Here is a 13,170-nt window from a genome sequence, read left to right as displayed (position 1 = left end):
CGGTATGCACGGTGGTGTGAGAGGACGGCGGTTAGTCACCGCCTCCTACTCGATCTAAATGGATTATTGTCGTCCGTTCAGGTCTGGATAATGCTCGATTCTCATGTTAAGATAATAGAAAAAAAGGTTAGATGAAACTAATACAAAGAAATACCACTATGTGAAAGGAGAAGAAATTTGAATGTAAATGAAATTGCAAGTCTTGGAAGTAATGTGAAGCCTGTGATTCAGAATGAGAATTGCGCTGTTCTTATGTTAAATGATGCGACAGGAGAGGGCGTTATGACGGTTTACCGAGTAATGCCAGGTGTGATGATTTGTTTTTCAGACATGTACATGGAACAGTGCGCATCTGAATTTTATCTGTATTCTTTTGTGGCTTACCTGTATGAACTGGAGAGTGGGGCTGATTGCAGTGACGGGTGCTGCTGTTTCTCTGATTCAGGATGAAATTGAAATCGAATGGAATTTTGACGATATTTTTTCAGAACAGAGATAACTTGAGCAGGACAAGAATGATTTATCAGAAGATAATAAAGGTGCTGGGACTACCTGATGGAAACGTCAGATAGTCTTCGGCAGAAAAAAATAAAATTTTTTTGTCCTATACTTGACACATCCACATATGCTGAGGCATACGTTTTGCACCAGATGTGCAGAAGCTGGCCTAGATATCAAAGTTTTACAAATGATTATGGGACATAGTGACATAAGCATTACAATGAACATATACAATCACGTAGATGTTGCAAGAGTACAGAATGAAATAAAAAAGCTTGAAAATATAATGTAATAATCAGAGCCATTCCCTTTATCGGGCGTGGCTCTTTTATGACAATTTTTGTGACAAATAAAAGAAAATAGACGCAATCAGACGAAATATTGTTTTTCATGGAAATGCTGAAAATCCTTGTAAACAAAGGGTTCTTGATATATGATGAAACAAGTCGAAGCCCGTTGTTGCTTTATGTGGTGGAAAGCGGTGGATCAAAAATCCTGGTATAAATAATATAAGAAGAAACGGTAAAGCAGAGAATGTTCCTGGCAGGCTTATGCTTGCCGTTTTTTTTATTTCTGTCGTTCCCATACCTGGCCGATCGGGAAGGACGGAGTGGATTCTGCAAGAAAGTCTTCCAGTGCATTTTCGAAGAATTCCACGGCACGTTTGCTGGTGGACTTTGGATATTTATGCTTGATCTTATAGCAGACACGGTTTGGCGGTGTGTTTTTCAGTTCACTGATAAAAAGAGGCCGGTAATGGGAAAGCTCCAGGATCACAGACTGTGGTGCGACCATCCAGTTTCCCGGTTTTTTCCAGAGACGGTCCAAAAGTGTGATGGTATCTGCCGCAATGTGAGGCCTGGAAGCGGAGGAAAGCCAGCGGTCATGCCAGATCTGATAATTGTCATCCCAACTTAAAAACAGCTCCAGGGATGGATCCAGCTCATCGGTATGTATTGCCGGAGCCGGAATCACTGGCTGATCCGATTGTATCAGATAAAGTTTTTCTTCGAAGATTTTCTCTGTTATAATATTCTTGTAATGCAATTTGTGGTAGACAAATCCGATATCAATGCTGTGTTCTCCAAGAAGACCGTAGAGCTCTGAAGAGTGATGGGACTCGATGTTCAGGTCCAGTTTGGTCTGCTCATTTAAGATCCTGTCATACAGTGGTGCGAAAACAGCTACGTTCAGGCTGTCTGTACAGCCGATGGTAAGCAGCAGGGAATCCTGATTGCGCTGCAGCTCCATAGTTTCCTTCCAGAGAGACATCCAGCGTTCCGCAAGGATGATAAAATCCGTTCCCTTGGCAGTCAGTTCCACCTGCTTGTGGCCTTTCTGACGGATCACAAGGGGAAAACCCAGTTCGTTCTCCAGAGATGTGAGCCGGTGGCTGACAGTAGGCTGGGAAAGAAAAAGAAGATCCGCTGTACGGGTGATGCTCTTGGTATTTACAATGGTGAGAAAGGTTTCGATTTCAGCAAGATTCATATGAACAGCTCCTTTTCTTTGGTGTTGTCTATAGGATGGTTTAAGCTTTGATAATATAAAAATTATTTATATTATACAGAGAAATTATTCGTTATTCAATAGTAAGCTTGTATGATATGATAAATACAATTAAAAAAGAAAATCAAAAGAAGAGAGGTTTTCATATGGCATTAGGATGTAGGATCAGACGAAATTTTGAAAGACCGTCAAAAGAATTAGTAGAAGCCTTCCGTGGAATTCCAGTTGCAAATATTGATGATAACTGTGGAAAGATCGCTGCCGTAGATTCCAGTATTTTCCCGCTGAACCCGAAGGCAAGACTTCTGGGAACTGCATTTACAGTAAATGCACCGGCAGGAGATAACCTTCTGTTCCATAAAGCACTGGATATGGCTCAGCCGGGAGATGTTATCGTTCTTGCAAACAAAGGAAGCAGGATAGAGTTATCCTTATCAACAACAGCCGTGGTCAGCTTGTTGTTGAGCAGGATCTGGCAGATGCTCTGAATAGTGGGAAGGTTTATGCTGCTGGTCTTGATGTTGTTTCTACTGAGCCGATCAAGGGGGATAATCCGCTTCTCAAGGCTAAAAACTGCATCATCACTCCGCATATCTCCTGGGCTGCTCAGGCTTCCAGACAGAGGATCATGGATATTACGGTTGATAATATCAAGGCTTTTCTGGATGGTAATACGGTTAACAGAGTTAACAAATAGATTTTTTTCGGTGTTTCGATTTCCTATGTATGATGTGTGAGGAAAGGACGGCTGTCTCGCTTTTTGGGGGGTGGCCGTCTTTTTCTTTGTGTGGTGGATTGAATGAACCGTACGCCGGGGATGTGGCAGCGGTACGGGCAGGGCTCCGTCGGCGGATACTGCTAAGGCTCCGGAAATCGGCTAAAAACATTGAGACAGGGGCAGAACTCGCCTCTGGCTCAGACAGCAGCCCCTGTCTCAATAACGCCGATCCCCGCAGCCTAAGCAGTATCACACCTCCTCCGCAGCAGCCCATACCGCTGCCACATCCCCGGCTGAAAATTCAACCGCAGAGAGCAGACAATAGAAGCGAATGTACATTCTGCCCAGTGCCCAAAAAACACAATATATAAAAATAAATCGGCACAACGTTCCACGTCCAACACCGAAGAATACAGGAACCAGATCGGCACAGTGTTCCGCATCCAACACCGAAGCATACAGAAAACGGCCTCAAAACAATCCATAACCAATAAAGCAGCCGGCCGTATCCCCCAAAAAATAAATCGGCACAGCATCCCGCATCCAACACCGAAGCATACAGGAACCAGATCGGCACAGCGTCCCACATCCAATACCCAAGCATACAGACACAAGTCAACACCCTCCCCTCATCCACAACCAAGAACTCCTTAAAAAAAGCCCGAGGGGTGTGCAGAGGGGCCGCGGCTTTGCGGCCCCTTTGCGGTTTTCTTTTTGCACAAAAAAATAGCTCCTACATCGCAAAGATGTAAGAGCTAAATTCGCTGGATGGAGAAGGATTCGAACCTTCGAAGGCGGTGCCAACAGATTTACAGTCTGCCCCCTTTGGCCACTCGGGAATCCATCCGTGAACAACAAATGTATTATATATAACATTTGATAAAATTGCAAGCTTTTTCTCAAAAAAAATAATAATTCCCACAGCATCAGCATTTTTGGTAAAATACTGGACTTACCAAAGGAAATCTGCTATTATGAGTACGGTTGGATATAAAGGACACGGTTTTTCCGTATCCTAATACAGGTTAGGAGGATTTTATCATGTTAGTAAACGCAACAGAAATGCTGAAAAAAGCAAAAGCAGGCCATTATGCAGTTGGTCAGTTCAACATCAACAACCTTGAGTGGACAAAAGCTATCCTTCAGACAGCTCAGGAGCTCAACTCTCCTGTAATCCTTGGTGTTTCCGAGGGTGCCGGTAAATACATGACAGGTTATAAGACTGTTGTAGGTATGGTTAACGGTATGATGGAAGAGCTGAACATCACTGTTCCGGTTGCTCTTCATCTTGACCACGGCAGCTATGATGGATGCCTGAAATGTGTTGAGGCTGGTTTCTCTTCCATTATGTTCGACGGATCTCATTATCCGATCGATGAGAACGTAGCTAAGACTAAAGAGCTGGTTAAGATCGTTGCTGAGCACAACATGTCTCTTGAGGCAGAGGTTGGTTCCATCGGTGGCGAGGAAGATGGTGTTGTTGGTATGGGCGAGTGCGCTGATCCTGAGGAGTGCAAGAGAGTTGCAGATCTCGGAATCAACTTCCTTGCAGCTGGTATCGGTAACATTCACGGAAAATATCCGGCTAACTGGCAGGGCTTAAGCTTTGAGACTCTGGATGCTATTCAGAAACTGACAGGAGATATGCCGCTTGTTCTTCACGGTGGTACAGGTATCCCGGCAGACATGATCAAGAAAGCGATCAGCCTTGGCGTTTCCAAGATCAATGTAAATACAGAGTGCCAGCTTGCATTTGCTGAAGCTACACGTAAATACATTGAAGAGGGGAAAGATCAGCAGGGTAAAGGATATGACCCACGTAAGCTTCTTGCACCTGGAGCAGAAGCGATCAAAGCTACTGTTAAAGAGAAAATGGAGCTTTTCGGATCTGTCAATAAAGCATGATGAATCGAAAATAATATATGGAAGAAGCCGGAATGGGAGCAAGCCTGTTCCGGCTTCTTTTTTCATGATAAAATATCAATATTTTTACTATATAAAAAAATCAACATGTTTCTTGATTTTTTTATATAGTGAAAATGACCTCTTCGATTTACAATAATATCAAGTTAATCGAGAAGCTGATTTGAAGCTTATCGGTCAGGAATATGCGAAATGGACGTTTTAAGCATATCCGCGAAACAAATTGAATATCATATAAGGTAAAGGAGAGGTACGATTATGAGAATGAAAAAAGCAACAGCATTTGGTCTTGCAGCTTTGATGGCAGCTACTATGATCCCGGCAGTTCCGGCTATGGCAAAGGGGGATGACAGTGAAGGCTCTGTTTATTATCTGAATTTTAAACCGGAGCAGGCAGATCAGTGGTCAGACCTGGCAAAGAAATACACCGATGAGACTGGTGTACCGGTTACCGTTGTTACAGCTGCTTCCGGAACTTATGAGTCTACTCTGAAATCAGAGATGGCTAAGGATGAGGTTCCGACACTGTTCCAGGTTAACGGACCAGTTGGACTTGCATCCTGGAAGGATTATTGCTATGACCTGAAAGACAGCGATGTTTATAAAAATGTGGAGAGTGACGATTTCGTACTGAAGGATGACAGCGGTGCAGTTGACGGTATCGCCTATGTAATTGAAACATATGGAATTATTTACAACAAAGCGCTTCTTAAGAAATACTGTGAGATGGATGGCGCTGTGATCAAGTCTGCAGATGAGATCAACAATTTTGAGACATTAAAGAAGGTTGCAGATGATATCCAGGCTAAGAAAGATGACCTTGGAGTTGACGGTGCATTTACTTCCGCAGGCTTTGATTCTTCCAGTGACTGGCGCTTCAAGACACACCTTGCAAACCTTCCAATCTATTATGAGTACAAAGAAGACGGAATCACATCCACAGATGCGATCAAAGGAACCTATCTTGACAACTTCAAGAACCTGTTTGATCTTTATATCACAGATTCTACCTGTGAGCCAAGCCTTCTTTCCAGCAAGACTATCGATGATGCAAATGCTGAATTTGGTCTTGGAGAGGCTGTGTTCTATCAGAATGGAACCTGGGCTTATGATAACATCAAAGATAACGAAGTAGCAGATGAGGATATGGGAATGCTTCCAATCTACATTGGTGTTGATGGTGAAGAGGACCAGGGACTTTGCACAGGCAGTGAAAACTACTGGTGCGTAAATAAAAAAGCAGATGAGAAGGATATCCAGGCAACTCTTGATTTCCTCAGTTGGGTTATCACAAGTGATGAAGGAAGAGAATCTATAAGCCAGGAAATGGGATTTACAACACCATTCAAGACCTTTGATGAGAATTATGAGTCTACAAATCCGCTTGTAAAAGCAGCCAACGAATATGTAAAAGCTGGTAAAACTCCGGTTTCATGGAACTTCACAACCATGCCTTCTGAAGAGTGGAAAAACCAGGTCGGCAGTGCAATGCTTGAGTATGCACAGGGTACCGGTGAGTGGGATGCTGTGAAAACTGCATTTGTTGACGGATGGGCAAAAGAGTACAAAGCAGCAAATGAAGGCTGATAAGGTATAATTGAAACGTGATCACGAAGAGGTGGGCGGTTTCCGCCTGCCTCTTTTAATGAAGAGAGGATGCGTAAAGTAGGGAAGGATGCATCCTCAGGAGAAAGGAAGAGAAAACATGCAAAATAAGATGATGAAAAAGTATTTTCCGGTTTTTGTCCTGCCTACCCTGCTGGCATTTACCATTGGATTTATCGTTCCCTTTATCATGGGTGTATATCTTTCCTTCTGTAAGTTTACCACAGTAACGGATGCAAAATTCGTGGGATTACAGAACTATGTGAAGATTTTTACTGAGGATGGAACCTTTGGACATGCATTATGGTACACCACCGCATTTACGGTTGTATCAGTAGTTCTGATCAATGTGATCGGTTTTGCAGTTGCATTGCTTCTGACCAAGAAGATCAAAGGAACCAATATATTCCGTACCGTATTTTTTATGCCAAACCTGATCGGTGGTATCATCCTTGGTTATGTATGGCAGCTTCTGTTAAACGGTCTGCTTCTTCAGATCAATAAAACACTTACATATTCATCTGTTTACGGATTCTGGGGCCTTGTGATCCTGATGTGCTGGCAGCAGATCGGATATATGATGATTATTTACATCGCAGGTATTCAGAATATTCCGGGTGAACTGATCGAGGCTGCACAGATCGATGGTGCGAACAAAGGACAGCTTCTGAAGCATGTGATCATTCCTATGGTCATGCCGTCCATCACCATCTGTACTTTCCTGACACTTACCAACTCCTTCAAGCTTTTTGACCAGAACCTTGCTCTTACAAATGGTGAGCCTTCCAATATGTCAGAAATGCTTGCACTGAATATTTTCAATACCTTCTATGGACGTACCGGATGGGAAGGTGTAGGACAGGCGAAGGCCGTGATCTTCTTTATACTGGTTGGAGCAATTGCCATGATCCAGAATCGTCTCACAAGAAGTAAGGAGGTACAGCAGTAATGAATAAAAAAGTAAAATTCAGCGGTCTGTGGACTGCGATCCTGAGTGTGGTATCTGTTGCTTATATTTTCCCGATTCTTCTGGTTTTGATCAATTCTTTTAAGAAAAAAGCATACATCAGCCGTTATCCTTTTGCAATCCCAACGGATAAAATGTTCGTAGGTCTGGAAAACTATGTAAATGGTCTTACAAAAACCGGATTTTTCCAGGCATTTGGATGGACATTATTTATCACAGTATTTTCGGTTGCGGTAATTCTGCTCTGTACCTCCATGTGTGCCTGGTACATCAACCGTGTTACCAACACGCTGACAAAAACCATGTACATGCTGTGTCTGTTTTCCATGGTCGTACCATTCCAGATGGTAATGTTTACTCTTTCCAAGATTGCAAACATCCTGAAGCTGAATACTCCGTGGGGACTGATCATCATTTATCTTGGATATGGAGCAGGACTTGCGGTATTTATGTTCAGCGGTTTTGTAAAATCCATTCCGATCGAGATCGAGGAAGCTGCCATGATCGATGGCTGTACCCCGATCCAGACATTTTTTAAAGTGGTTCTTCCGGTTATGAAACCGACCTGTGTAACTGTAGCGATTCTGGAAACCATGTGGATCTGGAATGATTATCTTCTTCCATATCTGGTACTTGATATCAAGAAATATAAAACCATTTCCATTGCCATCCAGTATCTGAAGGGCGGTTACGGAACCATTGATATGGGAGCGATGATGGGCGTTCTTGTCCTTTCCATCATTCCGATCATTGCCTTCTATCTTGCATGCCAGAAATATATCATTGAAGGTGTGGTTGCAGGAGCTGTTAAGGGCTGACAAATCAGTTGAATAATGTTAAAATGAAAGAAAAAGGCCTGATCTGCGTGCTTTTACGTGGATCAGGCCATATTTGGCGAGGTGAGGAATGTACAGAGTTTTGGTGGTAGATGATGAAAAACTGGAACGTGACGGAATCCGCTTTCTTCTGTCTATGGAGGAGGGAGAGTGGGAGATTTATGAGGCGGCTAATGGCAAGCTGGCATTAAATGAGCTGAGAAAGCATCCGGTGGATCTGATGCTGACAGATATCAAAATGCCGCATATGGATGGTCTGGAGCTTTCAAAAAAAGCAAGAGAGGAATATCCGGATCTGGAAATTATCATTTTCAGCGGTTATGGAGATTTTGCTTTTGCTCAGGAGGCGATCCGCTATGGTGTGACGGATTATGTACTGAAACCGGTGGATCCGGACCGCTTTCATGACACCATACAGAAGATCCAGAAGGAGATCGCATCCCGGAAAAATAAAGAGCAGCAGTCCATAAAAGAAAAGAGCTTTCTTCAGCAGTATTTTCTGTTGGGCTACATTTATTCCGGAGATCAGGAGCGTCTGAAGGAATTGTGGATTTTTCTGTCTGGGAGCAGTGGCACTGTGCAATTCTTATTGAATCGGATGAAGCTTTTTTTGATTCTGCCAGTGATGAGGTTCCCCTTGAGATCCGGGAAGAGCTTCGCCGTTCTTTCTTCTATTTGAATCTTAATGGCCGTCAGTCTTTGCTTCTTTTTAAGGATGTGTACTGTGATTATGTCCTTGTGGCAAAAAATGTCTATAATCTTCTGAAGCGTCTTCATCCTGTTCGCTTTCATCTGGCTGTAAGCCGGCGTTTTGACGGATATCAGGAACTGCCGGAAATCATGGAACAGCTGGAGCAGCAGATGGAAGAAAAATTTTATCATCCGGATATTCATGTCTATACCAGCGAGGAGGACGAGGAAAAAAATACCGGAGAAGAGGAGCAGGATTCCAGGCTCATGGAAAAAATCTCAGAAGATATTTCCAGAAAGGATGTGAAGCAGCTGTGGAGCCATTTCCGCAGCCTGGCATCCAAATATCAGTCCAATACCCAGTTTTCGGCCATGTATGTGAAATTTGTTTTTTCCAATGTGATAAGGGAGCTGTTTCAGGAGAATCGTTTTGCCGGAGAGCACAGGCTGGATCTGGAGGTGGATCATCTGTATGGCTGTTCTACCATTCAGGAGATCATTGAGGTTACAGAAAAAAATATCCGCCAGTACGAGGAGTTCCTAGACCGTTCCATGAGCGAATCCAGAGATGAGGTGGCAGCAGTCAAAAATTATATTTACAATCACTATGCGGAAGATCTGAATCTGGAAACACTGGCAGAAAAGGTATACCTTTCGTCCGGCTATCTCAGCTTTATTTTCAAGAAGGAGACGGGGATGAACCTGAATCGTTTTATCCGTGTGTTCCGCATGGAAAAGGCCAAGGAGCTTCTACGAACTACCAACATGAAAGTAGCCATGGTCAGCGAGCAGGTAGGATTTGCCAATTCTTCGTATTTCTGCCGGAGCTTCCGGGAATATTACGGAAGCAGCCCGGAGTCCTATCGGAAAGGAAACAATGAGGATGAAGAGTCTTCTGAAGAAGTATAATAATATGAAATACCGGTACAAGCTGACAAATCTTCTTGTGGTGGTATCCCTGGTGCCGATGACTGTGTTGGCACTGTATAGTCACAGTCGTATGAGTAGTCTTGTACGGAAAAATGAGATGGAGGATATGTACTCCATTTTGGAGCAGACCAGAGAAAACATTGACGGGCAGATCGAAATTTATGCCAGCCTTTTGAATTATCTTACCTATTCTCCTGAAATCCAGGAGGTGATCTTCAACAAAGATATGGATCGTTATACTGCATATGAACAGTATACGGAAGTTGTGGATCCGCTGTTGACGGTGCCGAAATCCTACCACGAAGCAATTCTGGGGATACATCTTTTTGCAGAAAGCATTCCCGTGCGCCATGAATATACCTTGGCTCCGCTTTCAGAGGTTGATGGGGAATGGTGGAGTGACAAATTAAATAATACCGTGACGGTTCAGTGGATCGTGGACCGGGATAATCGTCAGATCGCGGCAGTCAGGGAAATATATGATGGTAAGATCAGGGAGGCTGTGCTCTGTATTTTGTTGGATTACGGAAAAGTATTCCAGCCTCTGGCTAATATTATTGAACGGAATTCCGGAGGCTTTGTGGTGGATGATCAGCAAAATATCGTCTATCATGGAGAAAATCTGGCTGCCAGTGATATTTCAGCACAGAAAGAAACCGCAAAAAAGCTGGATCGTCTGAGGGAAGAATATACCTATGTCAGCAGCAGCGGACATGAAACAAGATGGACCTATTATTTTTACAAACCTCCGGCTGTGATCGAGAGCTCGGTTTCAAAAGTATTGATCAGTGAGATCCCACTGATCGGCTTCTGTGTTGTGATCATCATTGTGCTTGGAATGACGTTTTCTAAGCTGTTTACCAGAAAGATTGAGCAGCTTACCAGAAATATGGAACAGGTGAACCAGGGAAGCCGTGAAGTTACGGTTTACAGTGATTCTGGAGATGAGGTAGGACAGCTGGTGAGAAGCTTTCACCATATGATGGATGAAATTAATCGACTGATCGAAGAAGTGTATGAAAATAAGATCGCTCTGAAGGAATTTGAACTGAAAGCGTTGACTGCCCAGATCAATCCCCATTTTCTTTATAATTCTCTTTCTATTATAAACTGGATGGCGATTAAGAGCCGTCAGAAGGAGATCAGCCGTGTGACACTGGCATTATCTACATTTTACCGGACAGCGCTCAGTAAGGGAGCAGATATGGTGACTGTGGAAACCTGTATTCGGAATATCGAAGCTTATCTGGAAATCCAGCTGATCATGCATGACAATGATTTTAAGGTGGAGTGGAATATCGATCCGTCTGTTCAGCAGGAGTTGGTTCCGAAGCTTGCCCTGCAGCCCATCGTTGAGAATGCTCTGGAGCATGGCCTGGATGTGAAGGAGGAAGGGGAAAAGCTTCTGAAACTTTATTTCTTTGAAGAGAATGGAGATGTAGTGATCCGGGTTGAAGATAACGGAATAGGGATGGAGCAGGAGCAGGCAGAAAAGCTGCTCACATATCAGGCAAAAGGCTATGGTCTTAAAAATGTCAATGACCGTATGTGCATTTTATATGGAGAGAAATATGCCATCCGGATCCTGAGCAAGGTAGGCGAGGGGACAAGCGTTGATATGAGGATCCCGAAAGAGGTAAAAAAAGATGAGACTTAGTCTGGGAAAAACAGTGGTATTTCTGAGTACGATACTGAGCCTGGCACTTTTGACGGGGTGTTCTTTAGGAACTGCAGAAATGGAAAAAACAGATATAGATGTTCTGTCCGAAAAGAGCAGTAAGAGCTGGGAACAGGCAGAAACCACGCCTCTGGGGAAATATCCGGAGCTTGTAACTTATACTCTGGGACAGATGAAAGGGGCTAATAATTCTAATCTTCCGGACGGGCAGACTTATGAGGACAATGCATATACCCGGTATCTGAAAAAAACACTGAATATTCAGAATAAGAATGTTTTTATGGAGAGTGAGGAGCGGTATGACGAAGCCCTGAACATCCTGGTCAAAGATCGGAATCTTCCGGATATTTTTCTGGTGTCGGACAGGGAAACTCTGGAAGAACTGGTTGAAAATGATCTTATCGAGGATCTGACGGAAGTATATAAAAGCTGCGCTTCCGATAAAATAAAGGAAATGTATGAGAGCTATGGAGAGGAACTTTTGGCATCCGGGACTTTTGACGGAAAACTGTATGCACTTCCGGAGACTGCCATTGATGATGGGCCGCAGCTTTTATGGCTGAGACGTGACTGGATGGAGCAGCTGGGACTGAAAGAACCGAAGACTCTGGAAGAGGCTTTTTCAGTGATCCGTGCGTTTCAGGAAAACCGGATGGGTGCAGAGGATGGTGAAGATCCTGTGGGACTTGTCTGTGATCCGGGACTTGTGGGCACGGTCAGCACCAGCTATTCGGTGGACTCTGTGTTTGAAAAGTTCGGGGCATATCCGCAGCAGTGGATTGAAAATGCAGATGGAGAAATTGTCTATGGATCGCTGACGGAGGAGACAAAGGAGGCTCTGGGGTATCTCAGAGAGCTTTACAGGCAGGGAATACTGGATTCGGATTTTGCTTTACGTGCACAGAATAATATCCGTGATCTTGTGGTGAATGGAAAATGCGGAGCGTTTTTCGGGCTCTGGTGGACTCCGAATAATCCTCTTATGGATGAGTATCGGAAGAATAAAGAGGCAGACTGGGAACCGTATTATCTGACTGCGGATGTAAAGCGGACTGTGGAGGTATACTCTACGTTTCGAGATAATAAATATGTAGTTGTGCGTAAAGGGTATGAGCATCCGGAGATCGCAATGAAGATTTTGAGTGTGTTGTTTGACCATTCCAGATATGAGGCAGAGGATGCGGATGAGATGAACACTTATTTTGCCTTGAATGTGGATCCTACGGCGCGTCCGCTAATGATCAATGTAGATTACAATGAGGCTACCTATATAGTGACAAAGCATATCCGTGAGGTTCTTTATAGTCCGGGCGATGAGAAGACCAGGGAGGATCTCAGTGCCATTGAGGCGTCTTATTTTGATGCGTGTAAGGAGTATCTTAAGGCGGAGGTGCCTTCGGTAGAGGCCTGGGCGGCGTATAAGTCCAGGATTTCGGCGGTGGGGCTTCTGGTGGATGCGAATTACCGTGCTCCGGAGAAGAAGTATCTGGGGGATGGTGACGGGGAGATTCCTCAGACTTTGCGTTTGCTGGAGAAGAACGCATTTATCCAGATCATTATGGGGAGGATGCCTGTGAGCTCTTTTGACTCTTTTGTGGAAGATTGGTATCGTAAGGGTGGAGACAGTCTTACGGAGCGGGTCCGGGAAGGGCTTGTGGACTCGTGAGGCGGATGTATAGAGGGACGCTAGAGGAAGGTGGCATCGCTCCGGGAGTGGATGCAGTCGGGGATGTTTTTGAGGTTTTGAGAGGTGGATGTGGTTGAGGGACGCCAGAGGAAGGTGGCATCGCTCCGGGCAGGGACTCCGTCGGGG

At 44.2% G+C, this 13,170-nt stretch carries 12 protein-coding genes, 1 tRNA gene and 1 pseudogene; 12 read left to right on the top strand and 2 right to left on the bottom strand.

The window, feature by feature from the left end; all coding sequences use genetic code 11:
* The first annotated feature begins 177 nt into the window (after nucleotides 1–177).
* Both LI091_RS17370 and LI091_RS17365 read left to right on the top strand, forming a co-directional pair.
* On the top strand, nucleotides 178–450 hold the full coding sequence (locus LI091_RS17370) for a hypothetical protein (protein WP_021650832.1): 273 nt from the start codon (nucleotides 178–180) through the stop codon (nucleotides 448–450).
* Between the two features lie 175 nt (nucleotides 451–625).
* A complete protein-coding gene (locus LI091_RS17365) occupies nucleotides 626–793 on the top strand; it encodes a tyrosine-type recombinase/integrase (protein ID WP_021650830.1) in 168 nt (55 codons plus the stop codon).
* A 275-nt stretch (nucleotides 794–1,068) separates the two neighbouring features.
* Here the strand turns inward: LI091_RS17365 and LI091_RS17360 are convergent, their stop codons facing one another.
* Complete coding sequence (locus tag LI091_RS17360; protein WP_015527133.1) at nucleotides 1,069–1,992, bottom strand: LysR family transcriptional regulator; 924 nt, start codon at nucleotides 1,990–1,992, stop codon at nucleotides 1,069–1,071.
* 116 nt (nucleotides 1,993–2,108) lie between these two features.
* On the opposite strand from LI091_RS17360, the gene LI091_RS17355 reads away from it, so the two are divergent.
* Nucleotides 2,109–2,498, top strand: a complete 390-nt coding sequence (locus tag LI091_RS17355; RefSeq protein ID WP_320442625.1) for a hypothetical protein — start codon at nucleotides 2,109–2,111, stop codon at nucleotides 2,496–2,498.
* Nucleotides 2,429–2,707, top strand: a pseudogene (locus LI091_RS18690) (NAD(P)-dependent oxidoreductase); the annotation flags it as partial. The gene LI091_RS17355 and the pseudogene LI091_RS18690, both read left to right, overlap by 70 nt.
* 786 nt (nucleotides 2,708–3,493) lie before the next feature.
* On the opposite strand, the gene LI091_RS17345 reads toward LI091_RS18690, so the two are convergent.
* A tRNA-Tyr gene (locus LI091_RS17345) sits at nucleotides 3,494–3,575 on the bottom strand.
* A gap of 194 nt (nucleotides 3,576–3,769) precedes the next feature.
* Between LI091_RS17345 and fba the strand changes: the two genes are divergently transcribed.
* The 8 genes from fba (at nucleotide 3,770) to LI091_RS17305 (ending at nucleotide 13,023) form a co-directional block, all read left to right on the top strand.
* Complete coding sequence (fba, locus tag LI091_RS17340; RefSeq protein WP_015527136.1) at nucleotides 3,770–4,633, top strand: class II fructose-1,6-bisphosphate aldolase; 864 nt, start codon at nucleotides 3,770–3,772, stop codon at nucleotides 4,631–4,633.
* Nucleotides 4,634–4,909: 276 nt separating this feature from the next.
* Nucleotides 4,910–6,238, top strand: a complete 1,329-nt coding sequence (locus tag LI091_RS17335) for an ABC transporter substrate-binding protein (protein WP_215707412.1) — start codon at nucleotides 4,910–4,912, stop codon at nucleotides 6,236–6,238.
* 118 nt (nucleotides 6,239–6,356) lie between these two features.
* Complete coding sequence (locus tag LI091_RS17330) at nucleotides 6,357–7,205, top strand: carbohydrate ABC transporter permease (RefSeq protein ID WP_227752378.1); 849 nt, start codon at nucleotides 6,357–6,359, stop codon at nucleotides 7,203–7,205.
* The gene (locus LI091_RS17325) at nucleotides 7,205–8,041 is read left to right on the top strand and encodes a carbohydrate ABC transporter permease (protein ID WP_021650827.1); all 837 of its coding nucleotides are present in this window, start codon (nucleotides 7,205–7,207) and stop codon (nucleotides 8,039–8,041) included. The genes LI091_RS17330 and LI091_RS17325 overlap by 1 nt, the downstream gene beginning before the upstream one ends.
* Before the next feature lie 88 nt (nucleotides 8,042–8,129).
* Nucleotides 8,130–8,738, top strand: coding sequence for a response regulator (locus tag LI091_RS17320; RefSeq protein ID WP_265191408.1), 609 nt, complete (start codon nucleotides 8,130–8,132; stop codon nucleotides 8,736–8,738).
* Between the two features lie 161 nt (nucleotides 8,739–8,899).
* Nucleotides 8,900–9,658, top strand: coding sequence for a helix-turn-helix transcriptional regulator (locus LI091_RS18510; protein ID WP_320442626.1), 759 nt, complete (start codon nucleotides 8,900–8,902; stop codon nucleotides 9,656–9,658).
* A complete protein-coding gene (locus LI091_RS17310; RefSeq protein WP_021650824.1) occupies nucleotides 9,633–11,336 on the top strand; it encodes a sensor histidine kinase in 1,704 nt (567 codons plus the stop codon). The genes LI091_RS18510 and LI091_RS17310 overlap by 26 nt, the downstream gene beginning before the upstream one ends.
* Nucleotides 11,326–13,023: an extracellular solute-binding protein gene (locus LI091_RS17305; RefSeq protein WP_118753344.1), complete on the top strand. Its 1,698-nt coding sequence runs from the start codon at nucleotides 11,326–11,328 to the stop codon at nucleotides 13,021–13,023. Before LI091_RS17310 ends, LI091_RS17305 begins: the two co-directional genes overlap by 11 nt.
* Nucleotides 13,024–13,170: the final 147 nt, after the last annotated feature.

Origin of the sequence: Blautia sp. MSK20_18 (assembly GCF_020553125.1) — a bacterium.
GTDB lineage: Bacteria > Bacillota > Clostridia > Lachnospirales > Lachnospiraceae > Blautia_A > Blautia_A fusiformis.
Note: the sequence above shows the minus strand (reverse complement) of the source record. Positions and strands in the feature narration are given on the sequence as shown.

Bases quoted from the DNA above. Each gene is read 5' to 3' on its own strand.
- fba (WP_015527136.1), top strand. From the start codon at position 3,770: ATGTTAGTAAACGCAACAGAAATGCTGAAAAAAGCAAAAGCAGGCCAT.
- LI091_RS17330 (WP_227752378.1), top strand. From the start codon at position 6,357: ATGCAAAATAAGATGATGAAAAAGTATTTTCCGGTTTTTGTCCTGCCT.
- LI091_RS17360 (WP_015527133.1), bottom strand. From the start codon at position 1,992: ATGAATCTTGCTGAAATCGAAACCTTTCTCACCATTGTAAATACCAAG.
- LI091_RS17365 (WP_021650830.1), top strand. From the start codon at position 626: ATGCTGAGGCATACGTTTTGCACCAGATGTGCAGAAGCTGGCCTAGAT.
- LI091_RS17355 (WP_320442625.1), top strand. From the start codon at position 2,109: ATGATAAATACAATTAAAAAAGAAAATCAAAAGAAGAGAGGTTTTCAT.
- LI091_RS18510 (WP_320442626.1), top strand. From the start codon at position 8,900: ATGGAACAGCTGGAGCAGCAGATGGAAGAAAAATTTTATCATCCGGAT.
- LI091_RS17310 (WP_021650824.1), top strand. From the start codon at position 9,633: ATGAAGAGTCTTCTGAAGAAGTATAATAATATGAAATACCGGTACAAG.
- LI091_RS17325 (WP_021650827.1), top strand. From the start codon at position 7,205: ATGAATAAAAAAGTAAAATTCAGCGGTCTGTGGACTGCGATCCTGAGT.
- LI091_RS17305 (WP_118753344.1), top strand. From the start codon at position 11,326: ATGAGACTTAGTCTGGGAAAAACAGTGGTATTTCTGAGTACGATACTG.
- LI091_RS17320 (WP_265191408.1), top strand. From the start codon at position 8,130: ATGTACAGAGTTTTGGTGGTAGATGATGAAAAACTGGAACGTGACGGA.
- LI091_RS17335 (WP_215707412.1), top strand. From the start codon at position 4,910: ATGAGAATGAAAAAAGCAACAGCATTTGGTCTTGCAGCTTTGATGGCA.